Genomic DNA, 23989 nt, shown 5'->3' with positions numbered 1-23989 from the left:
GCACCATACTTTAACAGAGGAACCATTTACATATAAAACTTCTTGGATGAAATAAAAAACAAAGGAGAACAAAGATGAAAGTAATGAAACCTCTTATGGTCACAGCGTTAGGGCTTAGTCTTGCTACTTTTTATGAAGGCGCTTTTCCTGCAGAAAAAGCTGTGCAAGTACAGGCTGCTACAGATGAAAACGTGATTGCTGATAAAGCAAAAACGTATGAAGGAGCCGATTATACATCTGGAGGAGAGACGCTAAGCGAAGGGTTTGACAGCTCTGGCTTCGTTCAATATGTGTTTAAGCAAGCGCTGGATACAACGCTGCCTCGTTCCGTGAAAGAACAGTCAGGGCTTGGAACAGACGTTGATAAAAACGAGCTGCAAGCAGGCGATGTATTATTTTTTGACACAGATGAAAACGGTGAAGTGAACGTAGCCGCTATTTATATCGGCAACGATGAAATGATTTATGCATCTTCTTCAGACGGAAAAGTTGTTGTAAAAAACGTTTCAAGCAGTGATTATTGGTCATCACATTTTGCCAAAGCAAAGCGCATTACAGGAGCACCGGAAATTGCAAAAGATAATGAAGTTATTGCAGAAGCGCTAAAGCATCTCGGCACACCATATGTATTTGGAGGCGAGTCGCCAACGGACGGTTTTGATTGTTCCGCATTTGTTGCATATGTATTTCAACACGCATCGGACGTGTACCTTCCAAGATCAACCGATCAGCAGTGGCAGGTTGGAGAAGAAGTTGCTCGCGCAGATTTAAAGCCAGGAGACGTTATCTTTTTTAAAGACACGTATCGTGAAGGGATTTCACACGTCGGTATCTACGCAGGCGGCAATCAGTTTATTCATGCCAAGCGCAGCGAAAATGTGACGGTGGATTACCTGACAAGCAGCTACTGGACGTCTAAGTACGCAGGAGCAAGGCGCTACGATGACTTATCGCTGTCAAAAGACAATCCATTTGTGACGGAATCTCTTAAATATGTAGGAGAAGTACCTTACGCACAAGGTGGCACAAGTCCTTCTACAGGCTTTGATACGGCTGGTTTTGTTCAGTACATTTACAAAGAAGCAGCCGGAAAAGACATTCCGCGCTATGCGAGTCAGCAGTGGGAAAAAGGAGAAACCATTTCACAATCTGACTTGAAGCCAGGAGATCTCGTCTTTTTTGAAGGAAGCTCGCTTGTTCCGTCTATCTATATTGGAAATGACTATGTCGTTCACGTCTCTACATCTGACGGCGTAAAAATTACAAACTATAAAGTAGACAGCTACTGGGCGCCTAAATACCACGGAGCAAAGCGCATGCCATAAAGGTAAAAAACTAAGACAGTCTGGGGCTGTCTTGGTTTTTTAATAGGTAGCCAATTGTTTTTGTATATCTTTGATTCGCTCTAGCGTTATCCCTTCCCGCTGCTCGACGGCTAAAGGGTGATCGGTTGGCTCTAACTCGATGAGCGGTCTTATTCCAACAGGTCTTGTATGCACATTTGTTTTCAAATTTAACGTTTCGGGATAGCCTGGAATTGAAACTGAAAACCATCCGAAATAAGGCGGTTCATTTTCTCTTTTGTCACTTTCCCATAAATCGATCATTCGATGAAAATTTTCTTCGCTTAAAGAAACCCATATGTTCCAAGTGAAAAATTCTTCTTCATTAAGAACAGGAATTTCAACACAGCCTCTTATGAAAAAATGTTCTTGATTCATGATACAAACCTCTGAATATAGTTCAAAGTCGTTTTGTCTTTCATCGTCTGACGCGTCATAATAGTAAAAAGGAGCTTCACTTGTATAGCTCATAGGCAAAGCAGGGTTAGGGTGTTCACAGGTTAAGTCTTTATAGTGAAGTTTGTTCGTTTTCTTCTTGCCATATAATCGTCTTCTTCGCATATGATTTTAGACTCCTCAGATAAAAGTATCTTCATTATAATACAAAAAAACGGCTGCTTAAGCGTATAATGTGTAAAAAAGTTTGATTCCCCGTATCTTTTGAACTTCCTTTAATCGTTTAGTAAATAGAGAGTGCAAAAGGAGTGAAAATCATGTCACATTCAAAAGAAATCGAAACACAAACAGAAAGCTTTGACGCTGCCTGCTGGAACGAGCATTACCCAAAATTGCAGCAGTACTGCCGTTTTTTAACGCAAAATGCGTGGGACGGAGACGATATTGCCCAAGAAACGTTTTTAAAAGCTCAGCGATATAAAGGTGAAGAGCACAAGCTGTCTTCTGCGCTGTTAAATAAAATTGCGTATCACCACTGGATTGATCTGCTGAGAAAACGAAAGCGTGAAGGAATAGTCGAAGAAAAAGCTTTGGAACAGCAAGCCGACAAGCATGCGTTTGATATAAGAGGACACTTGGTCGAGCTGCTCCTTAGTCAGTTTACGCCGAAGCAAGCGGTTATTTTTTTCTTAAAAGAAGGCTTTCGCTATCAGCTGAAAGAAATCGCTTCGATTTTACAAACGTCAGAAACAGCGGTGAAAAGCAATTTACATCGTGCTAAGCAGCGATTAGAAAAAGGCGGTGATCCGTTTTCTACAGATTCTTTTTGGGATGAAAAAGAGCGTAAAGAGCTGTCAGAGCTGTTTTATAAAACGTTAGAAGCGCAGGACCCAGCACTTTTGATTCGGGCTTTGCCTTCCTTAAAAAGCGTTATTCAAAAACCAACGTATACTCCGACGTGCACTCTCTGCATGGCTGCATAGCCATATTACGTGTGATAAGGAGGATATATATGAGTACGATTCCATATGTAATTGAACAAAGCAACCGCGGTGAACGTTCGTATGATATTTATTCGAGGCTGTTAAAAGACCGAATTATTTTAATTGGTGATGAAATCAATGATCATATTGCTAACAGCGTGGTCGCGCAGCTCTTATTTCTCGCTGCAGATGATCCTAAAAAAGATATTTCACTTTATATTAACAGCCCCGGAGGTTCGACTTCAGCAGGGTTTGCGATTTATGATACGATGCAGTACATTGAGCCGGACGTTCAAACAATTTGCACGGGCATGGCCGCTTCTTTTGGCGCACTGCTTCTCCTAGCAGGAGCAAAAGGAAAGCGCTATGCACTTCCAAACAGTGAAGTTATGATTCATCAGCCGCTAGGAGGAGCTAGAGGGCAGGCGACTGAAATTGAAATTAGCGCCCGGCGGATTTTAAAATTGAAGCAGCATATTAATGAAATTATATCAAAACGAACGGGGCAGCCGGTTGAAAAAGTGGCACATGATACGGAACGAGATTATTTTATGAGCGCCGAAGAAGCAAAGACTTACGGAATTATTGACGGTATTCTGTTGCCGAAATAAAGAGGTGACAAGAAAGCATAGACGGCAGCGTCTATGCTTTCTTGTCTATAAAAATAAGAAAAAAGACCTTAGTATTATCTTTATTTTTCTTTAAAAGGTAGGTATTATATAAAATATAACAGATTTTAGAAAGAAGGTTTTACACATGCAAGAAGTGATTGGAGTAGAGCAGCGGTCTCTGTTTCAAAAAGTATTAGTAACATTTATTTTTTCGTTATTTATTTCAACAGTTGGCTTATATGTAGGTCAATATGTGCCGCCGGCTTATTTCCTTCCGTTAGCGATTGCTGAAATTGTGATGCTGGTTGCCGCATTTATGTTACGAAAGAAAAAAAGCGTAGGATATGGCTTTACATATGCGTTTTCATTTATATCAGGCATCACGCTGTTTCCGATTGTCAGCTACTATGCATCAGTAGCGGGGGCGCAAGTCGTTCTTTATGCGTTTGGAAGCACATTCGTTATTTTTACGGTGATGGGTGTAATTGGTGCAAAAACGAAAAAAGATCTAGGGTTTTTAGGCAGCTTTCTATTAGTGGCGCTGTTAGCATTAGTGTGCATCAGCATTTTCTCGCTGTTTAGTCCATTAACAACGCCTGGACTTATGGCATTTTCCGTGATTGGTACCATCGTTTTCTCACTTTATGTGCTGTATGATTTTAATAAAATGAAGCATGGTGAAATTACAGAAGAGCTTGTTCCACTGCTGGCACTATCTCTTTATTTAGACTTTATTAATCTATTCATCAACTTGCTTCGCTTTTTCGGTATTTTAGGCAGCGATGATTAATAAGAAAAACCTGTTATCACAACAGGTTTTTTCTTTTATTTATTCTCCGCCGTCTCCATCTCCACCCTCGCTAACGTCATCCTCTGTTTTCTCATAGTTTGGTCCGGTAGCGTAAGGTTCTTTAAAAAACTTTTCAAGCCACGTGGAGCTTGTAGCGACCGCACCGTTTTTAGCGTGAATAAATTCAATGATTGTATATATTTCAACGACTTGCTTTCGATATTTACGGAATAAAAATGCGCTGGCAGCAACGCCAATACTGATGATTATATACGTATTCATGGAATCCTCCTTATAAAAGGGTTAGTGTTACGTATGCCGCATAGTAAAAGAATATGCATAAGGGGTTGTAACCAAACAGATTGATGTAAATCATAATTGTGACGATTTTTCATGGTTTCTCTTATGGATATTTTTGGTATTATATATTTGTGATGAAAAATAAGATGAGGAGAAGAGCGAGTCTTAAGAGGAGGGGAAGTATGAATAAAGTAGTTCTTACATCGTTATTCTTTTTCTTACTAGTTGGTTGCAACCAAGAAAAGGTCAATGTATCTACACCTAATGATGAACAAGTTCCAGTGTCAGGAAGCATTGTGGTTAATGACAAGGAGTATGAAATGCGAGTAGGAGAATATGAATGGAACGGTGACGATGGTGCGCACATAACGAAAACGGATTCTTACTCACCAAAAGAGGTTGCTAAAGAATTTGATGACCTCACGCTAGAGAAAGATACCAAAGTTACAATTCTACTAAAAAACAATCCAAAACTTACAATTTATCAACTAAACAAAAATAATCAAAAAGAAAAAATTAAAATAACGGATAATCATATTGAAGTGTCTTCAAAGAGCGGTTACTATCTTTACGAAGTATCGGGTAAATGGCCTCATGGAAAGGCAACTTATTTATTTGATGTGAATGTGAAATAGCGAACTGATCGGATATTTGGGAGTTATAGTGAACTGCTATACATGCATGAATTTAAAAGAAGTTCGTTTAGTGGTGCGAGCCTTTGAAAAAATGGTAGTATAGAGCAGGTACATAGAGAACGCAAATTTTTTGGAAGGATGCATGCTAGTGGTGAATTTTAACGAGTTTTTTACCATTTCTTCGTATGAAGTAATGGAGCATTCGAGTCGAAAAGAAAACGGAAAGAATATAGATGAATATGAAGTGATGTTGTATAACGAAAACGTTAGTCAAACAGAAAATGTGATGATTAAATTTAAAAAGGTGAGCGATGAAATAGCAGTGGAAAAGGTACAAACTCTCTCTTACTTTGATCAACAGCGTCCTAAACACCCCTGTAAGATTTGCGGCAGTGAAGTGATGGTAAAAGAGAACAGCACTGAAGAACTGGATGTTTACGCGCATAATTGTTCATTTAACGATGAAGAAATAGAGGATTGTTTAAGAGAACTAGTACAAAATGAACTTTTGCAGGATGGGTTTACTCAAGAAGAATTTGAACGGAACTATGGAGTTAACTACCGTGATGACGCTAACCAGCAATATGGTTTTTACGATACCCAGCAAAGAGATACTTTTTACACCATCTTTAACGATAGCGTCTATCACACATCCTACAGGGGACCGCAAGAGCTTCGCTGCAAGTTTTGCGGGATGGACGAAGAGCTGCTTGTTGTAGACGGAGCCTTCTATCAAAAATGTACAGCATTAACTCCACATACCAATCGAATTATTCATATGATTGAAGCAAGAAAACAAAACGAACCAGACGTAACAAAACGCTGATGAGAGAAAAGGGCCGGAGCTTGAGAAGAACATAAAAAAGAAGCTTCCTTTTGAGCGAAAGGAAGCTTATCAAATTTGTACCTATAGGGTTGAGTGGTGCATAATTAAATAGCTATCGGAATGACCGATGAATCATTAAAGTAAGCAACTTCTGAAAGAATACTGCAGCCTTTCAGCTTTTTGAGCTGAGAAAGCGCTTCTTCTTTACTATCAAACTCGTACATTTTTATTTCATCTTTTCTGACATAACACGTAATCACATACATTTTAGAAGTACCTCCACCTATCATGTAGAATTTATTAATAAAAAGCCATAACGGCTTTTATTCCTATTAAAATAGCGTAAGTGCGCCTGTGACAATAGCAAGGACAATCAGAACAAGAGACGTTAAAACGGCCCATTTAAATGCGAATCGCTGATGTTCACCAAGATCAACACCTACCATACCTACAAGTAAGAAAGTAGACGCAACAAGTGGACTTAACAGATGAACAGGTTGTCCGAGTACTGAAGCTCGCGCAATTTCCATCGGATCGATTCCGTAAGAAGCAGCCGTTTCAGCGAATATTGGTAAAACACCGAAGTAATAAGCGTCGTTACTCATCACAAATGTAAACGGCATGCTTGTTAAAGCGACAATTGTCGGTAAAAACGAACCGAGTGAATCAGGAACTAAATGAATTAACAGGCTAGCCATTTCGTCCACCATTTTAGTGCCGGATAGTATCCCTGTAAAAATACCGGCTGCAAAGACAAGGGCTGCAACGGTTAACGCGTTTCCTGCATGAGCCATTAAACGTTCTTTTTGATCCTCGAGTTTTGGATAGTTAATCATAAGAGCAAGCGCAAAGCCAATCATAAATAAAACAGAAACTGACCAAATGCCAGAAACTAGTACGACCATAAGTGCAATCGTTAAAGCTAAGTTAATCCAGATTTTTTTAGGCTGTGTAATATCTTCTTGAGAGGTTAAAGACGCGTCTTCAGCAAAAGCAAGCGAGCTTTTTAATTCAAACTGCTCAATGTCAATAGCACCAAGTCGTCTGCGTTCTTTTTTTCCAAGGATATAGCCTGTGAAAATCACCCACAAAGCGCCGCCAATTAATGTTGGGATAAGCGGAAGAAAGAAATCTGATGCATCGAGGTTAAGGGCAACAATCGCGCGAGTAGCCGGGCCTCCCCAAGGCGTCATACTGCTCATGATACTAAGAGAAAGCATCGCAACCGTCGTTAACACTAACGGACTCATATTCAAACGTTTATAAAGTGGAAGAAGAGCAGACACCGTAATCATATAAGTAGTTGTACCGTCTCCGTCTAGTGCAACTAAAAGCGATAGAAGAGCGGTTCCAATTACGATTTTCATCGGATCACCTTTTACGATTTTTAACAGCTGCTTAATTAGTGGATCGAAAAGGCCGGCATCAATCATAACGCCGAAGTATAAAATGGCAAACAGCAGCATCGCAGCTGACGGAGCTACTTGTTTTAACCCTTCTAGCATCATGTCTCCGACGCCTTTGCCAAACCCTCCAATCACCGCAAAAAGAAGTGGAATCACCATTAAAGCTACGATAGGAGACATCCTTTTTGACATAATGAGATACGTAAAGACAATAATCATTGTAAAACCTAGTAGTGCTAGCATTCAAACAACCTCCTTTATTTTCCCTCGTTTCTCTGAAAGCGTTTTCTTTTAGAGTAAAAAAACGTGACTAACATCTCTCATCCCCATGTATGAGTCGTAGTTTGATTATTAAGAATTTTTAAAGCCGCTCTTTACCCCCGCTGATGTTTCTTGTTTTCATGTTAGTACATTTTGAAAAATAAAGGAAATATAGGTTTTTTTAGAAAGTTCATAAAAATTTTTTATAATGGTAGTCTAGAAAAAAGCTTGGTCTAAAAGAGAGATTCTTCCAAGACGCAAACTTTTTAGCTTTTTGCTTTATTTTTCACTTAGCTTTAAAAAGTCAATAAATGCTTTCACGACCGATAGATTCAAGTAAGAAGGATCATACATGAGCCACGTATTTCGAAGCAAAGGTGATTCATCTCGGTATGAAAGTCCGTATGTATATAAATTGTCGCTGGAGTGAAGGCAAATTTCAGGCAAAATCGCAAAGCCTAAATCATTTTTAACCATTTCTTTGGCCGTTTCTTGCCGGTCAACTTCCATTGCTACAAACGGAGGCTCTGAAAACTTGTCATGCCACCAGTCTTGAATGAGATCTTTTAGCGACGTATCCGTTTTATAGTTAATATAAGGCAGGTTCGGCAAGTCATCGATCGCAATTTCTTTTTTAGAAATTAAGCAGAGCCGTTCTTTCGTCAGCAGTGATTTTTCTCCGTTCCACGGGTAATTGCCTCGTAAAATACCAACGTGCACACGCGAAGAGTCTAATAGATTCATAACTTGCGTACTCCAGCCTGTATTCACACTGAACTGCACGTTTGGATAATGAAGAGAAAACTGCTTTAAAATCTTTGGAAGCTTATGCTGTGCAAAGTTACTCGATACCCCTAGGCGAAGCGTTCCCGTAACGGTTTCGCTCATATTACGCATGCTGTCTTTTGTTTCCTGCAGCTGCTTCCACATATTTTCTGCATAGCGAACAAGATGCTCACCTTCAGATGTAAACTCAATGCCTTTTTTCGTTTTGAAAAAAAGCGTCACGCCAAATTCTTCTTCAAGATTTTTAAGCCGGTAGCTTAAAGAAGGCTGCGATACGTAGAGCCTTTCAGCCGTTCGCGTAATGTTCTTTTCTTCGTGAAGCGTTTTAATTAATATCCAATCTTTTTGATCCATCCCAATTCCCCCTTGTATTTAGATTATAAAAAAATTTTTAAAAAGACAATAAATTTTATGTATTTTACTTATGACCGCCTCTATTATACGATAAATGGCAAATGAACCGGTTCTAAATAGTAAAAAAATAAAATGGTTTGATGAACGCCTCGGCGTTTGTTAGTAGGGGAGAAAGGTGATTAAGATGACGCGTATTCCTGTAACGGTTATGAGAGGTGGAACGAGTAAAGGAGTCTTTATCAATCATGAAGAAATGCCTGTGAATAAATCGGATTGGGAACCGTTTTTGCTAGATATAATGGGAAGTCCGGATCAACGTCAAATTGACGGGTTGGGCGGAGCCAATTCGCTGACAAGTAAAATTGCGATTATAAAAAAATCAGATTTAGAAGAAGCTGACGTAGATTACACGTTTGCGCAGGTTAGCATCAGCGAATCTCTCGTTGATTTTAAAGGAAACTGCGGCAATATCTCCTCAGCAGTCGGACCTTATGCAATCGAACAAGGACTTGTACAAGCTGTGGAACCGGTGACCAAAGTCCGGATTTATAATACGAATACTAAAAAAGTAATTGTAGCGGAAGTAGAAGTAGAAAACGGAAAAGTGAAAACAGAAGGATCGTGTATGATTCCTGGAGTGCCAGGTACGGGGGCGCCTATTTATCTTTCGTTTGAAAACGGAGAAGGAGCTGTTACTGGAAAACTGCTTCCGACCGGGAACGCTATTGATCTTCTGCAAACATCCATCGGGACAGTAAAAGCATCAATTGTTGATGTAGGAAATCCGCTTGTATTTGTGAAAGCAGCGGATATTGGCCTAAAGGGAACAGAACTTCCGCATGAATACACGGACAAACAGCTGAAGCTATTTGAAGAAATTCGCTCCATTGCAGCGGAAAAAGCGGGGCTCGCACCTCGAGACAAAGCAACTAAACTATCACCAGCCGTTCCGAAAATGACGATTATTTCTCCTCCTATGGACCACCGCGACGGAACTGGAAGAGAAAAATCTGCTTCTCAAATGGACGTATTAATTCGGATGATGTCGATGCAAAAACCGCATCAAACGCTTGCGATTACAGGAGCAATTTGTACAACGGCGGCGATTTATACAAAAGGCACGCTGCTGTCAGAAATGGTGCAGCTAAAAGGTGATACCGTTCGACTTGCTCATCCAATGGGAATTATGGAAACCAGCGTGGATGCAAAGGATGGACAGGTTAAAGGAATCAAAGTAGTGCGTACAGCCCGTCTTATTTTTGAAGGATTTGTTTATACAAAGCATACGTACGATGTGTGTTTATCAAGTTAATAACGTTCTCTAAAAAAAGCTCTTTCTAGGAAACTAGAACGAGCTTTTTTATGTTAGACTGTTTTTACTGAATATTGAAAAAGTAGGTGGGAGTATGAAAAAAAGAACGTATATTGATTTAAGCCACGTCATTGAAGACGGAGTTATCACACATAAAGGCTTGCCGGCACCAATCATTTGCGACTATTTAAGCCGAGAAGAGTCTAAAAAGCTTTATGAACCAGGGACTGAATTTCAAATCGGTAAAATTGAAATGGTTACAAATACAGGTACATATATTGACGTGCCGTTTCACAGATACAAAGACGGAGCGGATTTAGCTCAAACGGCTATTGATAAAACAGCCGGGCTGGAAGGAATAGTAGTTTCAGTCGACCCGACTTTAAAAGCTATTGATGAATCTCATTTTCAGCATATAGATGTAAAAGGCAAAGCGGTATTAATTCATACGGGATGGGATTGCTACTGGAATACAGACGATTATTTAGAAAACCATCCATACTTAACAGAAAGCGCGGCAGCTTATTTAGTGTCTCAACAGCCCGCTCTTGTAGGAATTGATTCGATGAATATTGACGACACAAAAGGAAAAGCAAGACCAGCTCATACGCTGCTGTTAGGAGCGGACATTGTAATTGCTGAACACTTATGTCACTTAGATCAACTAACGCAGTCCTTTTTATTTTACGCCGTGCCTCCTAAAATAAAAGGAGCCGGAACGTTTCCCGTAAGAGCATTTGCGGAGGTAGAAAGAAAATGATCCAGTTACATAGATATAGAGAAGTGCAGGAATTTAAAAACCAAGTAGAACCGCTTTTATCGAAGAATGAAGTTCTTCATAACTTAGCGCTTGGCATTTTACGCAGCTTAAATGAAAGCAGCAAACCAAATTTCATGGGTGTTATTTTAAAAGACAGTCGTGCTGCGCTTGTGTTACTGCAAACGCATCCTAAGCAAATCATCCTGTCTCAAATACAGAAGCTAACGGAGTGTGAACTAAGCGAAGCGGCAGAGCTATTACAAGAAATCGACGTACCGGGCTTAGTTGGAGAAAGGCAAACGGCTTTATATCTTTCTCAAAAACTAGCAACGCTAAAAAATCAAGAAGCTTCTTTGAAAATGGATCAGCGCATTTACCGATTAGACAAAGTAAAAAAAGCTGTGGACGCGGACGGAGTGCTGGTAAAAGCAAGGTTGGAGCACCTTCCGCTCGTGACAGAATGGATTTGGGAGTTTATGGGTATTGTTGGAGAGCCTGTGTCAAAAGAACAAGCTGTCAAAACAGGCGAAGCTTTTATTGAAGCAGAACGGTTATTTTTATGGGAAGTGAACGGGAAGTATGTGTCGATTGCCAATTCTACGCGTCCAACGACTCATAACATTACAATTAACTTTGTATACACGCCGCGGGAAGAACGTAAAAAAGGCTATGCCTCAAGCTGTGTGTCCACGCTTTCTCAGCTTATGCTAGACAGCGGTTTTCAAACAACAAGTCTATACACGGACACTACAAACCCTACGTCTAACAAGATTTATATGGAGATTGGGTATGAACACGTAGCTGATTCAGCACTAGTTTTATTTCATGAAAAAAAGTAGCAGGCTGTCTGCTACTTTTTCTATGAACTAAGGTTTCGCAACTAAATTTACGTGATTTAATGTTTTGCTATCATCAAAAATAAATTCAAGGTCATAGGCGCCGGCATGATACGTGTATCTCGTTTGAGTCGTACCATCACCTTTTACTTTACCTGTAAAGTTTGGCTGACCTAATTCTTTCTTTAAGTTAGCTTGCGTGATGGACCCTAAGTTTGTTTGACGCTCTACATTCGTACCAAAATAGCGAATTTCGTTGATGACGTTATTTTGGTCATAGCCAAATGCATACCCAGGATGGCCCATTTCCGCGTGATAGTAGTCAAAGCTATTTGATGAACCTTCAGGCGGCGGACCGAACTGATCGCGAACGTCTTGACGCAGGGTTTTGCCAATTTTAAAGTCTGCTGTTAATCGTGGTACTTCACCTTTTACTGCGGCGTTATAAATTTCGTTAATGTTCTTTACAGCTGTTTGACTTTGACTGCTTGTTTCTTGAGATGTAGCTGCATGTGCTGGTGTATCAAGCTGAGCGACAGGAGCAAATCCAAAAGCCGCAATTCCTGTAATCGTTGCCGCCGCCGCCGCTTTTGATAGTCGTTGTGTCATTTTCATGATTTTTTCCTCCTATATATAACGATTTAGCAACCTCAGTCTACCTAAAAGAGAAGGTAGGCCAGAATAGTCAAGGAGTCTTAGTTGAGTTGGTAACTGATATATATAATGTAACACGTCTTTTAGAATGTAAACGTCAGGTAAAGCAAAAAGCAAAAAACGATTCATTTATCATAGGTGAAAAGGGTGGTTTATATTCCTTTATTAGGTAAAAAAACGTAATATGAAGAAGGTTCTAATGCTTTATAAAAAACCGGATAATAATTGTAATTATGATACAATAAATCAAGTATTTGTTAAATATATATCTATATTGCAGCTGTGTATCTAGGGCTTGGCGTAAAAACAAGTTTAGGGCGATCTGTTGTATTGAATAGAAGAAAAAGAATGTAGAGGAGAGAAAGAAGTGTCAAAACGATTTTTACTAACCGTAGCGGCTGGAGGATGTATCATAATTTTCGGCGCGCTGCTGCTATTAAATTGGGAAAGAGTGTTTGGCGATTACCGTCCGATTCAAACAGCAACAGCTGTATTCAAGTTAGAGGTGGGAAGTCAAGGTGTAGCAGAGACTAAGGATTCAGATGATGCTCTTCACTATATGGTGAAAAAAGGACATTTAGATGAATATATTCAACTGATGAATGAAAAAGGCTATGTGTTAAAAGAAAAAGATATTGATCATAACCGACTTGTTTTTAACGATGGGCAAGAGGATGAGCAAATTTACTACAAGCGCTTTGCAAGGCAGTATACGATGATTGATGGAGAAGGGTAAAGGCCTTCACTTAGAATTACTACATACTAAAATCATTAAAAGAAAACACCACCTTGCGAATAAAAGGTGGTGTTTTTTTGTTAGATTATCTCATCTTAGTTTTGCTCTTGCTACCCCTGTTACGACCATACTCGTAATAAAAATAACTACGATTCCAATGTTGGTCGGGGTATCAAAAAATATTTTTGAAACGGCTAAAGCGATAATAAGCCCAATGGCTATGCCAGATAATTCTTTCATTAATTTCAACATTAACACCTCTTAACAATATCGCTAAGGAAAAGTCTAACATTATTGGTAAAGTGGTTTCAATTAATAACACATTAACCGAAGAAGCATAATAGAATTTATTTGCTACCACTAAATCCTTTCGACAGTCAACAAATTCAGTATAAGCGCTTTGTGAAGAAGTATAGAATGATTCAAGAAATGAGGTAAAGGCTTTAACTTCTATTTTAGTAGACTAAAACCATATAATCCTATCTGTTTTTAAAGTTTTTTTGTATGAAAAAGAAAAATAATATTGACAATTATTAAAAAACTATTAATATTGACTATATTACATAAAACAAATAGCTATTGTTTTCCTTATCAAGAGAGGTGGAGGGACTGGCCCTGTGAAACCCGGCAACCGCTGTCTATGACAGAATGGTGCCAAATCCTTAAGAACAGTATGTTCTTGAAGATGAGGAAGAGACGTTTGGTTAACGAGCTCTTCCTTTATATAAAGGAAGAGCTTTTTTATATTATAGGGGGAGTAAGTTAAATGAAGAGATTTCTTATTTTAGCAGTTGCGCTTGTACTACTCGTAACTGGCTGTCAGTCAAAAAGCACAAAAAGCAGTGGAAGTGAAGAGAAAGGAAAGAAGCGAATTGCTCTTGTTTTGCCTGAAAAGATTGGAGTTAACCCGTTTTTTCAGCAAATGGATGAGGGAGCAAAACGCGCTGGGAAGAAGTATAACATTGATGTAAAGACAATTGAATCTACAGATCAAGCAGCCATTGAAAGTAATTTGCGTGCTGCCGTAGCAGAAAATTATGACTTGATTATTACATCTTCTTTTGAATCCGAAGATGCGTTGAAAAAAGTAGCTCAAGAAAATCCGCAGCGTCAATTTGCGATTATTGATACAGTGGTTGATTTACCAAATGTAAGAAGCGTTGTATTCCGTGAACAAGAAGCTTCATATTTATTAGGAGCAGCCGCAGGATTGATTACGAAAACGAATAAAGTAGGAATGGTTGCAGCTGATGATATTCCATTATTAAAAAAATGGACGGTAAGCTTTAAAGAAGGATTACAATCAACAAATCCCAAAGCAGAGTTTCTAGTAAATTATGTGGGAAGTTTCTCTGATCCAGCTAAAGCAAAAGAACTTGCTATTTTACAAGCTTCAAAAGGTGCTGATTTTATCGCTGGAGCATCAGCTGTAGGCGACTTGGGTGTATTTGAAGCAGCAAAAGAAAAAGGTTTTTATACGGCAGGACAAGATATTGACCGTACGGAAGTAGATCCTGAGCATATCATTTTATCGCAGTTAAAAGGATCTGATGCGGCTGCTTATGAAACGGTAGAAGCACTCGCAAATGACAAATTTAAATCGGGCGTAGTGACATACGGCTTAAAAGAAAAAGGTGTTGGGTTAACGTATGTGACTCAAGACAGCAAGACACCTCTTAATGACTTTGTAGGACAAGATGTAATTGATCAATTAAAAGAAATTAAAGATTCGATTATTGATGGAAAAACAGTGGTAAAAGATCCGTTAGCAAAGTGAGTTGAGAAGAGAAGTCGAGTAAGGCTGGCTTCTCTTTCTTATTTTTGAAAAAAACCTAAAGGGAAAGGAGCAATGAATGGAATGAGTGAGCTGTTGCAGTTAACGAATTTGACGAAGAAATACGGTTCATTTTTAGCAAACGATAACGTGTCTCTTACGCTAAAAAAAGGCGAGGTTCACGCGCTGGTCGGAGAAAACGGTGCTGGTAAAACAACGTTGATGAGGATGCTTTACGGAATGGAAAAGCCGAGTTCAGGAAGTGTTCAGCTGCACGGGAAACCTGTTTCGTTTTCATCTCCTGCGGATGCGATTAAAAACGGAATAGGCATGGTGCATCAGCATTTTATGGTTTTTCCTCATTTTTCAGTGGCTGAAAATATTGTCTTGGGGCATGAGCCAAAGAAAGGTCTCTTTTTCAACAGAAAGCAGGCGAAAGCAGATGTACAGCAATTAACCCAAACTTATCAAATTTCAGTGGATGTTCATAAAAAAGTAAAGCATTGCTCAATTGGGGAACAGCAAAAGATTGAAATTTTAAAAGTGCTGTATCAAGGAGCAGAAATTATTATTTTAGACGAGCCTACCGCAGTTCTTACTCCTTATGAAGTAAAGGAACTATTAAAAACAATCCGGTTTTTGGCTTCTCAAGGAAAAAGCATCATTATTATTACACATAAGCTGCAAGAAGTGATGGAAGTAGCGGACCGAATTACAGTTCTTCGAAATGGTAAAGTAGCCGGCGTCACAAGTAAAGAAGATACCAATGCTCACCATTTAGCGAGCCTAATGGTAGGGAGAGAATTAAAAGAGCGTCCTGCAAGAGTGCCATCACAAAGCACTTCTCATTTAAGCGTACAAAATCTCTTTTTAAAAGGAAAAGGACAAAAAAACGTGTTGCAAAATGTGTCTCTTCACGTTTCTGCAGGCGAAATTGTCGGTATTGCAGGGGTTTCAGGAAATGGGCAGTCAGAGCTGCTTCAAGCAATTGCTGGATTAGTAGAAACAGACGCCGGAAGTATCAAACTTGGAGATGAAGATCTTACAGGGCGATCTGTGCGTGAAAGAAGAGAGGCAGGAATTGCTCATATTCCAGAAGACCGCTATATGTGGGGAGCCTCTAAAGACGATACGATCGAGGAAAATGCGCTGATGGGCTATCAGTATAAAGCTTCTTACTCGAAGATGGGCTGGCTGAAAAGAAAGATATTCAAGTCGAGCGTGGAGGAATGGATAAATGAATTTTCGATTAAAGCCACTTCATCTAAGCAAAAAGCAGGAGAACTGTCTGGGGGAAATCTGCAAAAATTAATTGTTGCAAGAGAGCTTGGCCAAAACACCTCTTTTCTACTTGCTGCCGAACCAACGCGAGGAGTGGATATTGGGGCAATGGAACGTATTCATGATGCCTTGATTCAAAAAAGGAATAATGGCTCTGCTATTTTACTTGTATCGTCTGAGCTGTCGGAGATTATCTCACTATCAGATCGAATTTTAGTGATGTACGAAGGCAGTATTGTCGGAGAGCTTACAAGAGAAGAAGCGACGGAAGAGAAACTAAGCATATTAATGGCAGGAGGAACGGTAGAAGGTGATACAGTTGCAGAAACTTCTTAAATCATTAATCCAACCGATTATTGCGGTCATTTTTGGCTTAGCGATAGGAGGCATTATTATCTTCTTAACAGGTGGTTCGGTTTTCCAAACATATACAGAGCTCTGGAATGGAGCGTTTGGTAATTTTTATTTCTTCACCACTACACTGGCTCGCGCTACGCCTATTCTGTTAATTGCGTTAGGTGTGGGATTTGCTTTTAGAGCAGGTGTGTTTAATTTAGGGGGAGAAGGACAAATGGTCGTTGGAGCGATTAGTGCAGCGATTGTTGCTTATTACCTGCCGGCTCCAGGGATAGTCAAGCTGATAGCAGCCATTGCCGCTGCTGTTGTGGCAGGAGGTTTGCTTTCCGTTTTAGCAGGATGGATGGAAGCCGCGTTTAAAATTCAGCTTGTCATTTCGACCCTTTTATTAAATTATATCGCTGTTTTATTTGCAAGTTATCTAGCAGGTCACCCTTTTCAAGATAAAACAGGCTCAGCTGCTCTCGCTCAGACGCCTATGATTGAGCAATCAGCATGGCTTGGAAAAGTGTTTCAAGGAATGCCTCTTCATGTCGGATTTATCATTGCTCTAGTGGGTGCGCTGCTGCTATGGACGGTGCTTCGCTACTCTGTGTTTGGCTATGAAGTAAACGCATCCGGGAAAAATCCGTTGTTCGGAGCGTATGGAGGCATTCATCAGGTAAAAGTCATGCTGTTTAGCATGTTTATTAGCGGAAGCTTGGCTGGATTAGCAGGAGGATTTGAAGTGCTTGGTTCACAGTACCGATTTGTAGACGGTGCGCTCACCGTTCCTGGATATGCATGGACTGGAGTGATGGCTGCTCTGTTAGCAAATTCAAATCCAATCGGCATTGTTTTTACGTCTCTTTTACTTGCCGCTTTGCAAACAGGAGCGATGGGGCTAGAGCGTAATACAGAAATTCCGTTAGAAATTGCGAGTATTATGCAAGCTGTTCTTATTCTATTTATCTCAGCGAAATTTACAAAGCAGTGGTGGAAAGCCAAAAAGAAAGGAGCTGATATTCGTGGAGCTGCTTGATTGGTCACTGTTAAATGCAACGCTGCGAATGGTTGCACCGATTTTATTAGCGGCGCTGGGCGGAATGCTTTGTGCGCGCGTAGGCATATTTAATGTAGGGTTAGAAGGTCTGATATTGATTGGGGCTTTTAGTGGAATTGCCGGTAACTATTATACTCACAATGTCTTTTTTGCGATCGTGATTGCTGCTGGAGCAAGCTTACTTTTTGCTTTGCTTTTTGGAATGATGGTCGTGGTGTTTAAAGCGAATGAAATTGTCGTTGGGGTGTCTATTAATTTTTTAGCACTGGGCTTAACGACATTTTTACTCCGGACTATTTTTCATACAAAAGGTGCCTATTACGATAAAAACATGCACGGGATAGGTACATGGGATATTCCTTTAATTAAAGACATACCTATAATCGGCGACATTGTTTCCGGGCAGTCACCGCTTGTCTATTTTGCTTTTTTAGCAGCTATTGCTTTTTATATCTTCTTTTATCGAACGATTTTTGGTTTTCGTCTTCTAGCAGTAGGCTACAATAAAGTAGCAGCAAGTACGCTTGGGTTGAAAGCAATAAGATATCAGCTGTTTGCGATTGCAGCATGCGGAATCCTGTGCGGGATCGCGGGAGCACAGCTTTCGTTAGGGCAAGTCACGATGTTCTCAGAAGGTATGACTTCAGGGCGTGGATTTATCGCACTTGTTGCGATGATGCTCGGTCAGTCTCATCCGCTCGGTATTTTAGCGTCAAGTATCCTTTTCGGCTTAATGGATGCCGTGAGCACACGACTGCAAGGTTTTTCAATACCGACTGAGTTTACGATGATGGTCCCTTACGTACTTACATTAGCCGCGATGTTTTTCTTACGAGATAAAGGTGTCGAAACGAATCAAACAAGTCAGCAAAGTGCACGTTGATAAAAAAATAAAGAGGTGGTACCTATGAACAAAGCAGACCGTATTAAACGAATGAAAACACCAGAAATTGATCCAAAGTATGAAGGACGAGTGCCTCCAGGGCAAGTAGTGACAGAGCGCTTTCCTATTTTACATGAAGGGGACGTGCCGGAGTATAACTTAGAGGAGTGGACGCTTCGTGTGTTTGGATTGGTAGACAAGGAAGTGACCCTTTCCTATCAAGACATATTGGATATGCCGCAAACGACGGTGAAATGTGATATTCACTGCGTAACGAGATGGACAAGGCTTGATAATGAATTTACGGGCGTATTATTTACAGACTTTTTAAAAGCAGTTGGCGTGGAGTTAAAAAGTAAATATATCATGCTGCACGGAGACAATGACTATACGTCAAACATTGAAGTAGAAGATTTGCTGAGAGACGATATTCTTCTTGCTCATTCCTTTAACGGAGAGCCGCTTACACCTAAGCATGGATATCCGCTGCGATTGGTTGTTCCGCACTTGTACTTTTGGAAAAGTGTTAAATGGCTTCGAGGCTTTGAAGTCATTGATGAAAATCATCCTGGCTTTTGGGAGCAAAACGGCTTTCATCTTAGAGGAGATCCATTTAAAGAAGAGCGTTTTTCTGGAGAAGATTTAGGTATTCCAGAAGATGAGTGGGTACATAAAGACTATGATTAATAAAAATGCCTATGCTTGTGCATAGGCATTTTGTTAGCGCTGGCGGTTTAACTCCCACACAACGTGGCGAAGTTCAGGCAAAATCAGCTTGGTCATGGCTAGACGAACCGCACCGCTTGATCCTGGTGTAGAAAAAACGGCTTTTTCGTTAACCGTCCCGGCAATTGCCCGGCTCATAATCGCTGCGCTGCCAATGTCTTCCGTGTAGCTCAGCATGCGAAACAGCTCGCCAAACCCGACGATTTCTTTATGAATCAGCGCTTGAACAGCTTCAATCGTGACGTCTCGTTTTGTAATGCCGGTTCCGCCGTTTGTAAGGACAACGTCAATGTCATCATCACTGCAGCCGGCAAGTATCGCTTGTTGAATCGACGTTTGGTCGTCTTTTACAATTTCATATGCTGCGACTTGCATATCATGTTCTTTTAGAAGTTGGATCATCAGCGCGCCGCTTTTATCGGTTTCTTTTGTGCGTGTATCTGATATGGTAATGACTTTGCAGCGAACCGGCTGCGTTGCTTTGGATTTATGTTCGTGTACGCTCATTATGTACCTCCTTTACGCTTCTGTACGTTTGTAGTCACCGTTTTTGCCGCCTGATTTTTCAAGCAGATATGTTTCGCCAATAATCATCCCTTTATCAATGGCTTTGCACATATCATAAACGGTTAATGCGCAGGCAGAAGCAGCGGTTAAAGCTTCCATTTCAACGCCCGTTGATCCTTCGGTTTTAACAGTCGCTTCTATTAGTAAACGGTACTCGTTATTGCTTGTATCCCAGTCAAATGAAAGGTTCACGCCTTTTAATAAAAGAGGGTGACACATCGGAATAATGTCAGACGTGCGTTTTGCTGCCATGATCCCTGCTACTTGTGCAACAGCAAGCACATCGCCTTTTCCGATCTTATGTTCTACAATGGCTTCGTGAATTTCTTTGTTAACAAGTATGCTTGAACGAGCTGTTGCAACGCGGCGAGTGATAGATTTTTCGCTAATATCGACCATATTGGCCCGGCCTTGATCATTAAAATGAGTAAAAGAAGACATCGGTGTTTTCATCCTTTTTCAGTAAATTTTGTTGTATGATAGAAATAGTGAGATATGCTATGATTTTACACCATAGCGCAAAAAGTGAACAGACATAAAGGAAGTGAAGAATGTATGTTAGAAAGCAGAACACCTATTTCAATTCCTGAAGCAATTGAAAAAGTTATGACATATAAAAGAAAAGGCAGCATTGAACGCGTATCGATCACCGAAAGCTACGGACGTTATTTAGGAGAAGATATTATCGCCGATCAAAACGTGCCTCATTTTAATAAATCGCTTTATGACGGCTTTGCGGTTCGAGCACAAGACTGCGTAGAAGTATCAAGTGAACATCCTGTCGAGTTCGAAGTTGTAGGTGAAATCGGCGCTGGTTCTGTCTTTGAAGAAGAACTAAAGCCGTTTCAAGCTGTGCGCATTATGACAGGAGCACAAGTGCCTCATTCATGTGATGCGGTTGTGATGCTTGAAGTAACGAAGTCGTATGAAAAAGAAGGCAAAACGTATATGGCGTTAAGCAGGCGGGCTTCAAAGTGGGAACACATTGCGTTAAAAGGAGAAGAAACAAAAAAAGGAGACGTGCTCGTTTCAAAAGGAACGCGCATCAATCCGGGCGTCACCGCTTTTTTAGCTACGTTTGGCTATGCGGATGTAGCCGTGGTGAAGCAGCCGATTGTTGGCGTGTTAACAACAGGAAGCGAACTGCTTGATGTGAACGAGCCGCTAGAACCAGGGAAAATCCGCAACAGCAACTCCTATATGGCACTTGCACAAATCGTAAGAAGCGGGGGAATTCCGAAATATTTAGGGAAGCTTGAAGATGATTTTGACCGCTGCTATGAAGCGGTAGAAAAAGCGCTTGAAGAAGTGGATATTTTACTGACAACCGGCGGCGTATCCGTTGGGGACTATGATTATTTACCGGCTATTTATAAAAAGCTTGGCGCGAACGTGCTGTTTAACAAAATTGCGATGCGACCGGGAAGCGTCACAACAGTCGCAGAACGAAACGGACAGCTGTTGTTTGGATTATCAGGAAACCCATCTGCTTGCTATGTCGGGTTTGAACTGTTTGTACGTCCGATTGTTCGCAGCTTTTTACATTCACCGGCGCCTCATTTACATAAAACAAAAGCGGTGTTAAACGGCCGTTTTAAAGAGCCTAACGCATTCACAAGAATGGTGCGAGGAGAAATTACAGACGAAGGGGGAAGGCTCTTAGTAACGCCTGTTGGCATGGACAAGTCGGGTGCTATTTCATCTTTAGCTGCGGCGAACGGCTTGATTGTTCTTCCGGGTGGAGAGCATGGATACGATAGGGGAATAGAAGTGGATGTGCTGCATCTTGAAAAAGAAGGTACAAGTTCGCTTTGGGTATAAAAGCAGAAGTCTGCTTATTGCTTGTCCTTTTTTTCAATAAGAATTTGAAGCAGTTCTGTAATTCGATCTAATTTGCTTTCAATGCGCACGAGTAAGTAAAACGATAGCGCAACTGGAAAGCCTAATTCTTTAATATAACTAACCAAGTTTTCTATAATTGCATACCTCCTTCAATTAGAAGATACACTATAATATGTGATTTCTAAGTATTTGTTCACAGGACATACATCCATTTTTAAGACAAAAGTCCTTAAGAAATAAAAAAAAGCAGCCTCGGCATTGGCAAGCGAGGCTGCTTTTTATAAGGGTTCATTCACACGTATTCAAGTATGAACGATTATTGGAATTAAACTATAACATATTTTAAAATATAAATAATACTTTTGATGTGTTCTAACATATGAATAAGAGGTGCACTTTTAATTCATCGATTTAATTGGTCCTCCTAATGAAAAACCAACTAAATTAAGGATGTATAAAAAGCTGCATATTCTATAAAAGTGACTTTTTCAGAACTCTTACTTCCCTAAGGGTTCTCTTTTTTGCTGTGTGCCTAAGAGGGTGGTTTGTTTACACGGTCTTAATCCTGAGATAAATAAATCCAGTTGATTTCATCAAATTCTTCAATACTATAATTTGAACCTATATTCTTTAACATTTTATTGAAGAATTTTAGGTTAACTTCATGATCATACAAATCTTCTTGAATGTATTCCTTAATAATAAAGTTTGTTAAATTTGTATTAGATATGTATCGTCAACATAACATTCAGTACTGGCCTGTTTTTTTACTCCAAACGAACGAACATGTAGGTTGCTGCGGTGTGCGACCTTACAATATTCAAGGTAAAACTCTAGAGTTTGGCATACACTTAAAACGTGCTTATTGGGGAAAGGGAATAGCTCAAGAAGCAAGTCAAGCAGTCATAGATTACTCTTTTACTAACCTTGAGGTAAACAGTTTATTTGCTGGGCATAACCCGAAAAATAGAGACTCTGCAAGATTGCTGAATAAACTAGGGTTTAAATACACGCATGATGAGTTTTATAAACCCATGGGGTTACAACATCCTTCTTATTTACTTACTAAAGAAGTATAGCGAAAGTTAATTTTTTAAATAGCCTATGACATGTTTGTGTTAACTAGAAAGAAATAGATAAACAAATACTTTATTAAGGAGGGAGATCAAATGCATTGTTTAGAACCAAAAGATTATGATAAGATACATAACATTTTGAAAGCGTCATTTAAGACTCCTACATTTGCTTTTTCTGTCGTTAATCATGTGATTGAAGGATCTGTGTACGTAAATGATAGTATGAAGCCAACGTCAGGATTTCTTAGAATACGTGCAGGCGACTATTATGTATTTGGTCAAGGAAATGACTTAGTGTTTAATAATTCTCTCTATCGTTACTTCGTTGAGAATGTTTATGGTAAGGAAAAACGTTTTACTGTTTTTACTCCATCGACCGACTGGGAGGCTTTTTTTGACGAGACTTTCCAACCTTACCTAAAGAAAATGATGCGTTCTAAGTATAGATTTGTTCCTTCAAAAGTTTCTTTTAGGTATACCCTTCCCGATCTTTATGAGTTAAAAGATTTTAACTCTGACGCTTTAAGAAAAAGTGAGAATTTTAATGAATCATATATAGTGGATTACTGGGGATCAGAAAGTCATTTTCTGAAAAACGGATTAGGAGTTTGTGTTATCCATAAAGAAAACATTGTCGCCGAATGTGTGTCGATCTTTCATAGTGGAACAATAGCTGAAATCGATATTGTGACTAATCCTAGCTATAGAGGACAAGGACTGGGAAAGATAGTAGGTCAAGAGTTTATAAATAAGTGTTTAGAAAAGAATGTTATGCCTGCTTGGGATTGCGATAATAATAATAAAGCATCGAAAGTATTAGCTAGTAAACTTGGATTTTCTAATGAAGAGAGGTACGCTTTATATGTATTAAAATGAAAAGCCCTAAAAATAGGGCTTTTTTGTACCGATTATACTTTTAAAGCAACAAAGTCTAGATAGAATAAGCATGTGTAAGCACTGTTCTAAAAATATGTTACAATGTAATTATAAGGAATAAGAGGGGGATATAGGGATGTTAACGGCAGCAGTTGTAACTGTTTCAATTTTATCTTTAGCTTGGATTGTAGGGAAAAAAGAGCAACCAGGAAAACAATGATTAGAAGAAAAGCATCTGAGGTGGTATATATGCAAAGGCAGCAAGGTATCACTGTACTTTTATTAATGCTAGGAATAGCAGCCATTTCTTTAGGGATGGCTTTGAAAAATGTATTCGAGTATTCTCCTATTGCAGGATGGTTTTTAGGAACCGTCATATTAATAGTTAACTCTATTTATACAGGTGTAAAGATAAAAAAGAAAAGTCATACATAATGAATTTCTAGAATGCTTGGATAATGCTTATCCAGGCACTTTTTATATGGAGAATTGAAATTTGTATTTACTAAAATTTTAAAGATATTTTAGCTCAAGTAGGTACTTACGCAAGAATTATTAAGATAGGAAGGACTAAAT

General features: G+C 39.6%; 29 protein-coding genes, 1 pseudogene and 1 riboswitch. Of the genes and pseudogenes, 19 read left to right on the top strand and 11 right to left on the bottom strand.

What is annotated here, in order from left to right; genetic code table 11:
* Positions 1–74 precede the first annotated feature (74 nt).
* Complete coding sequence (locus U9R83_RS18970; protein WP_115654692.1) at positions 75–1325, top strand: C40 family peptidase; 1251 nt, start codon at positions 75–77, stop codon at positions 1323–1325.
* A 39-nt stretch (positions 1326–1364) separates the two neighbouring features.
* Here U9R83_RS18970 and U9R83_RS18965 read toward each other — a convergent pair whose 3' ends face one another.
* Complete coding sequence (locus tag U9R83_RS18965) at positions 1365–1904, bottom strand: DUF2199 domain-containing protein (RefSeq protein WP_014458754.1); 540 nt, start codon at positions 1902–1904, stop codon at positions 1365–1367.
* Positions 1905–2056: 152 nt separating this feature from the next.
* Here U9R83_RS18965 and U9R83_RS18960 point away from each other — a divergent pair, with 152 nt between their 5' ends.
* From U9R83_RS18960 to U9R83_RS18950, 3 genes are all read left to right on the top strand, one after another.
* Positions 2057–2722, top strand: coding sequence for a sigma-70 family RNA polymerase sigma factor (locus U9R83_RS18960; RefSeq protein ID WP_014458755.1), 666 nt, complete (start codon positions 2057–2059; stop codon positions 2720–2722).
* Positions 2723–2751: 29 nt separating this feature from the next.
* Positions 2752–3333, top strand: a complete 582-nt coding sequence (gene clpP, locus U9R83_RS18955) for an ATP-dependent Clp endopeptidase proteolytic subunit ClpP (RefSeq protein ID WP_014458756.1) — start codon at positions 2752–2754, stop codon at positions 3331–3333.
* A 145-nt stretch (positions 3334–3478) separates the two neighbouring features.
* Positions 3479–4123: a Bax inhibitor-1/YccA family protein gene (locus U9R83_RS18950; protein WP_014458757.1), complete on the top strand. Its 645-nt coding sequence runs from the start codon at positions 3479–3481 to the stop codon at positions 4121–4123.
* Positions 4124–4162: 39 nt separating this feature from the next.
* Here U9R83_RS18950 and U9R83_RS18945 read toward each other — a convergent pair whose 3' ends face one another.
* Positions 4163–4405, bottom strand: a complete 243-nt coding sequence (locus U9R83_RS18945) for a hypothetical protein (RefSeq protein ID WP_328575380.1) — start codon at positions 4403–4405, stop codon at positions 4163–4165.
* A gap of 200 nt (positions 4406–4605) precedes the next feature.
* Here U9R83_RS18945 and U9R83_RS18940 point away from each other — a divergent pair, with 200 nt between their 5' ends.
* Together U9R83_RS18940 and U9R83_RS18935 are read left to right on the top strand one after the other, a co-directional pair.
* A complete protein-coding gene (locus U9R83_RS18940) occupies positions 4606–5058 on the top strand; it encodes a hypothetical protein (RefSeq protein ID WP_028414939.1) in 453 nt (150 codons plus the stop codon).
* 142 nt (positions 5059–5200) lie between these two features.
* Positions 5201–5884, top strand: coding sequence for a hypothetical protein (locus U9R83_RS18935; RefSeq protein WP_328575379.1), 684 nt, complete (start codon positions 5201–5203; stop codon positions 5882–5884).
* A gap of 104 nt (positions 5885–5988) precedes the next feature.
* Here the strand turns inward: U9R83_RS18935 and U9R83_RS18930 are convergent, their stop codons facing one another.
* The 3 genes from U9R83_RS18930 to U9R83_RS18920 all read right to left on the bottom strand — a co-directional run bounded on the left by U9R83_RS18930 (position 5989) and on the right by U9R83_RS18920 (position 8691).
* Positions 5989–6150: a hypothetical protein gene (locus U9R83_RS18930; RefSeq protein ID WP_165636182.1), complete on the bottom strand. Its 162-nt coding sequence runs from the start codon at positions 6148–6150 to the stop codon at positions 5989–5991.
* A 66-nt stretch (positions 6151–6216) separates the two neighbouring features.
* Positions 6217–7533, bottom strand: coding sequence for a CitMHS family transporter (locus U9R83_RS18925; RefSeq protein WP_014458762.1), 1317 nt, complete (start codon positions 7531–7533; stop codon positions 6217–6219).
* A gap of 297 nt (positions 7534–7830) precedes the next feature.
* Entirely contained in the window at positions 7831–8691 is an 861-nt protein-coding gene (locus U9R83_RS18920) for a LysR family transcriptional regulator (protein ID WP_014458763.1), read from the bottom strand.
* Positions 8692–8875: 184 nt separating this feature from the next.
* Here U9R83_RS18920 and U9R83_RS18915 point away from each other — a divergent pair, with 184 nt between their 5' ends.
* The 3 genes from U9R83_RS18915 to U9R83_RS18905 all read left to right on the top strand — a co-directional run bounded on the left by U9R83_RS18915 (position 8876) and on the right by U9R83_RS18905 (position 11602).
* Positions 8876–10003 (top strand): 2-methylaconitate cis-trans isomerase PrpF family protein, encoded by a 1128-nt coding sequence (locus tag U9R83_RS18915; protein WP_328575459.1) that lies wholly within the window; start codon positions 8876–8878, stop codon positions 10001–10003.
* A 94-nt stretch (positions 10004–10097) separates the two neighbouring features.
* Complete coding sequence (locus U9R83_RS18910) at positions 10098–10763, top strand: cyclase family protein (protein ID WP_221781034.1); 666 nt, start codon at positions 10098–10100, stop codon at positions 10761–10763.
* Positions 10760–11602, top strand: a complete 843-nt coding sequence (locus tag U9R83_RS18905) for a GNAT family N-acetyltransferase (RefSeq protein WP_328575378.1) — start codon at positions 10760–10762, stop codon at positions 11600–11602. Before U9R83_RS18910 ends, U9R83_RS18905 begins: the two co-directional genes overlap by 4 nt.
* A gap of 27 nt (positions 11603–11629) precedes the next feature.
* Here U9R83_RS18905 and U9R83_RS18900 read toward each other — a convergent pair whose 3' ends face one another.
* Positions 11630–12214 (bottom strand): YjgB family protein, encoded by a 585-nt coding sequence (locus U9R83_RS18900; protein ID WP_115654684.1) that lies wholly within the window; start codon positions 12212–12214, stop codon positions 11630–11632.
* A gap of 406 nt (positions 12215–12620) precedes the next feature.
* Here U9R83_RS18900 and U9R83_RS18895 point away from each other — a divergent pair, with 406 nt between their 5' ends.
* A complete protein-coding gene (locus U9R83_RS18895; protein WP_226555012.1) occupies positions 12621–12989 on the top strand; it encodes a hypothetical protein in 369 nt (122 codons plus the stop codon).
* A gap of 90 nt (positions 12990–13079) precedes the next feature.
* Here U9R83_RS18895 and U9R83_RS18890 read toward each other — a convergent pair whose 3' ends face one another.
* Positions 13080–13241 carry a hypothetical protein gene (locus U9R83_RS18890; protein ID WP_155017469.1) on the bottom strand — a complete coding sequence of 54 codons (162 nt, stop codon included), beginning with the start codon at positions 13239–13241 and terminating at the stop codon, positions 13080–13082.
* A 333-nt stretch (positions 13242–13574) separates the two neighbouring features.
* Positions 13575–13681, top strand: a riboswitch (SAM riboswitch).
* A gap of 74 nt (positions 13682–13755) precedes the next feature.
* Here U9R83_RS18890 and U9R83_RS18885 point away from each other — a divergent pair.
* The 5 genes from U9R83_RS18885 (at position 13756) to U9R83_RS18865 (ending at position 19013) form a co-directional block, all read left to right on the top strand.
* Positions 13756–14766: a BMP family lipoprotein gene (locus tag U9R83_RS18885; RefSeq protein WP_014458769.1), complete on the top strand. Its 1011-nt coding sequence runs from the start codon at positions 13756–13758 to the stop codon at positions 14764–14766.
* Positions 14767–14847: 81 nt separating this feature from the next.
* The gene (locus U9R83_RS18880) at positions 14848–16380 is read left to right on the top strand and encodes an ABC transporter ATP-binding protein (RefSeq protein WP_226555013.1); all 1533 of its coding nucleotides are present in this window, start codon (positions 14848–14850) and stop codon (positions 16378–16380) included.
* A complete protein-coding gene (locus U9R83_RS18875) occupies positions 16355–17422 on the top strand; it encodes an ABC transporter permease (RefSeq protein ID WP_042991974.1) in 1068 nt (355 codons plus the stop codon). Before U9R83_RS18880 ends, U9R83_RS18875 begins: the two co-directional genes overlap by 26 nt.
* The gene (locus U9R83_RS18870; protein WP_042991975.1) at positions 17409–18326 is read left to right on the top strand and encodes an ABC transporter permease; all 918 of its coding nucleotides are present in this window, start codon (positions 17409–17411) and stop codon (positions 18324–18326) included. Before U9R83_RS18875 ends, U9R83_RS18870 begins: the two co-directional genes overlap by 14 nt.
* Positions 18327–18350: 24 nt before the next feature.
* Entirely contained in the window at positions 18351–19013 is a 663-nt protein-coding gene (locus U9R83_RS18865) for a sulfite oxidase-like oxidoreductase (protein WP_108674271.1), read from the top strand.
* Between the two features lie 33 nt (positions 19014–19046).
* Here U9R83_RS18865 and U9R83_RS18860 read toward each other — a convergent pair whose 3' ends face one another.
* Positions 19047–19559, bottom strand: a complete 513-nt coding sequence (locus U9R83_RS18860; RefSeq protein WP_208732995.1) for a MogA/MoaB family molybdenum cofactor biosynthesis protein — start codon at positions 19557–19559, stop codon at positions 19047–19049.
* A 12-nt stretch (positions 19560–19571) separates the two neighbouring features.
* Positions 19572–20060, bottom strand: coding sequence for a cyclic pyranopterin monophosphate synthase MoaC (gene moaC, locus U9R83_RS18855; protein ID WP_028414923.1), 489 nt, complete (start codon positions 20058–20060; stop codon positions 19572–19574).
* 114 nt (positions 20061–20174) lie between these two features.
* Between moaC and U9R83_RS18850 the strand changes: the two genes are divergently transcribed.
* A complete protein-coding gene (locus tag U9R83_RS18850) occupies positions 20175–21440 on the top strand; it encodes a molybdopterin molybdotransferase MoeA (protein WP_209367537.1) in 1266 nt (421 codons plus the stop codon).
* Positions 21441–21454: 14 nt separating this feature from the next.
* Here the strand turns inward: U9R83_RS18850 and U9R83_RS18845 are convergent, their stop codons facing one another.
* Positions 21455–21586, bottom strand: a complete 132-nt coding sequence (locus U9R83_RS18845) for a YvrJ family protein (RefSeq protein ID WP_014458777.1) — start codon at positions 21584–21586, stop codon at positions 21455–21457.
* Between the two features lie 434 nt (positions 21587–22020).
* A pseudogene (locus U9R83_RS18840) lies at positions 22021–22194 on the bottom strand (terpene synthase); the annotation flags it as partial.
* Between U9R83_RS18840 and U9R83_RS18835 the strand changes: the two are divergent.
* The 3 genes from U9R83_RS18835 (at position 22148) to U9R83_RS18825 (ending at position 23848) form a co-directional block, all read left to right on the top strand.
* Positions 22148–22540 carry a GNAT family N-acetyltransferase gene (locus U9R83_RS18835; protein WP_316910290.1) on the top strand — a complete coding sequence of 131 codons (393 nt, stop codon included), beginning with the start codon at positions 22148–22150 and terminating at the stop codon, positions 22538–22540. The pseudogene U9R83_RS18840 and the gene U9R83_RS18835 overlap by 47 nt on opposite strands.
* Positions 22541–22630: 90 nt before the next feature.
* Positions 22631–23413, top strand: coding sequence for a GNAT family N-acetyltransferase (locus U9R83_RS18830; RefSeq protein ID WP_226555016.1), 783 nt, complete (start codon positions 22631–22633; stop codon positions 23411–23413).
* Between the two features lie 249 nt (positions 23414–23662).
* Positions 23663–23848: a hypothetical protein gene (locus U9R83_RS18825; RefSeq protein ID WP_116739206.1), complete on the top strand. Its 186-nt coding sequence runs from the start codon at positions 23663–23665 to the stop codon at positions 23846–23848.
* Positions 23849–23989: the final 141 nt, after the last annotated feature.

Source organism: Priestia sp. LL-8, from assembly GCF_036227845.1.
GTDB lineage: Bacteria > Bacillota > Bacilli > Bacillales > Bacillaceae_H > Priestia > Priestia zanthoxyli.
This window is presented reverse-complemented; position numbering and strand designations above follow the sequence as displayed.

Bases quoted from the DNA above. Each gene is read 5' to 3' on its own strand.
- moaC (WP_028414923.1), bottom strand. From the start codon at position 20,060: ATGTCTTCTTTTACTCATTTTAATGATCAAGGCCGGGCCAATATGGTC.
- U9R83_RS18920 (WP_014458763.1), bottom strand. From the start codon at position 8,691: ATGGATCAAAAAGATTGGATATTAATTAAAACGCTTCACGAAGAAAAG.
- U9R83_RS18825 (WP_116739206.1), top strand. From the start codon at position 23,663: ATGCAAAGGCAGCAAGGTATCACTGTACTTTTATTAATGCTAGGAATA.
- U9R83_RS18900 (WP_115654684.1), bottom strand. From the start codon at position 12,214: ATGAAAATGACACAACGACTATCAAAAGCGGCGGCGGCGGCAACGATT.
- clpP (WP_014458756.1), top strand. From the start codon at position 2,752: ATGAGTACGATTCCATATGTAATTGAACAAAGCAACCGCGGTGAACGT.
- U9R83_RS18930 (WP_165636182.1), bottom strand. From the start codon at position 6,150: ATGTATGTGATTACGTGTTATGTCAGAAAAGATGAAATAAAAATGTAC.
- U9R83_RS18835 (WP_316910290.1), top strand. From the start codon at position 22,148: ATGTATTCCTTAATAATAAAGTTTGTTAAATTTGTATTAGATATGTAT.
- U9R83_RS18905 (WP_328575378.1), top strand. From the start codon at position 10,760: ATGATCCAGTTACATAGATATAGAGAAGTGCAGGAATTTAAAAACCAA.
- U9R83_RS18910 (WP_221781034.1), top strand. From the start codon at position 10,098: ATGAAAAAAAGAACGTATATTGATTTAAGCCACGTCATTGAAGACGGA.
- U9R83_RS18935 (WP_328575379.1), top strand. From the start codon at position 5,201: ATGCTAGTGGTGAATTTTAACGAGTTTTTTACCATTTCTTCGTATGAA.
- U9R83_RS18850 (WP_209367537.1), top strand. From the start codon at position 20,175: ATGTTAGAAAGCAGAACACCTATTTCAATTCCTGAAGCAATTGAAAAA.
- U9R83_RS18860 (WP_208732995.1), bottom strand. From the start codon at position 19,559: ATGAGCGTACACGAACATAAATCCAAAGCAACGCAGCCGGTTCGCTGC.
- U9R83_RS18960 (WP_014458755.1), top strand. From the start codon at position 2,057: ATGTCACATTCAAAAGAAATCGAAACACAAACAGAAAGCTTTGACGCT.
- U9R83_RS18950 (WP_014458757.1), top strand. From the start codon at position 3,479: ATGCAAGAAGTGATTGGAGTAGAGCAGCGGTCTCTGTTTCAAAAAGTA.
- U9R83_RS18885 (WP_014458769.1), top strand. From the start codon at position 13,756: ATGAAGAGATTTCTTATTTTAGCAGTTGCGCTTGTACTACTCGTAACT.
- U9R83_RS18865 (WP_108674271.1), top strand. From the start codon at position 18,351: ATGAACAAAGCAGACCGTATTAAACGAATGAAAACACCAGAAATTGAT.
- U9R83_RS18945 (WP_328575380.1), bottom strand. From the start codon at position 4,405: ATGAATACGTATATAATCATCAGTATTGGCGTTGCTGCCAGCGCATTT.
- U9R83_RS18940 (WP_028414939.1), top strand. From the start codon at position 4,606: ATGAATAAAGTAGTTCTTACATCGTTATTCTTTTTCTTACTAGTTGGT.
- U9R83_RS18965 (WP_014458754.1), bottom strand. From the start codon at position 1,904: ATGCGAAGAAGACGATTATATGGCAAGAAGAAAACGAACAAACTTCAC.
- U9R83_RS18830 (WP_226555016.1), top strand. From the start codon at position 22,631: ATGCATTGTTTAGAACCAAAAGATTATGATAAGATACATAACATTTTG.
- U9R83_RS18890 (WP_155017469.1), bottom strand. From the start codon at position 13,241: ATGTTGAAATTAATGAAAGAATTATCTGGCATAGCCATTGGGCTTATT.
- U9R83_RS18915 (WP_328575459.1), top strand. From the start codon at position 8,876: ATGACGCGTATTCCTGTAACGGTTATGAGAGGTGGAACGAGTAAAGGA.
- U9R83_RS18880 (WP_226555013.1), top strand. From the start codon at position 14,848: ATGAGTGAGCTGTTGCAGTTAACGAATTTGACGAAGAAATACGGTTCA.
- U9R83_RS18970 (WP_115654692.1), top strand. From the start codon at position 75: ATGAAAGTAATGAAACCTCTTATGGTCACAGCGTTAGGGCTTAGTCTT.
- U9R83_RS18925 (WP_014458762.1), bottom strand. From the start codon at position 7,533: ATGCTAGCACTACTAGGTTTTACAATGATTATTGTCTTTACGTATCTC.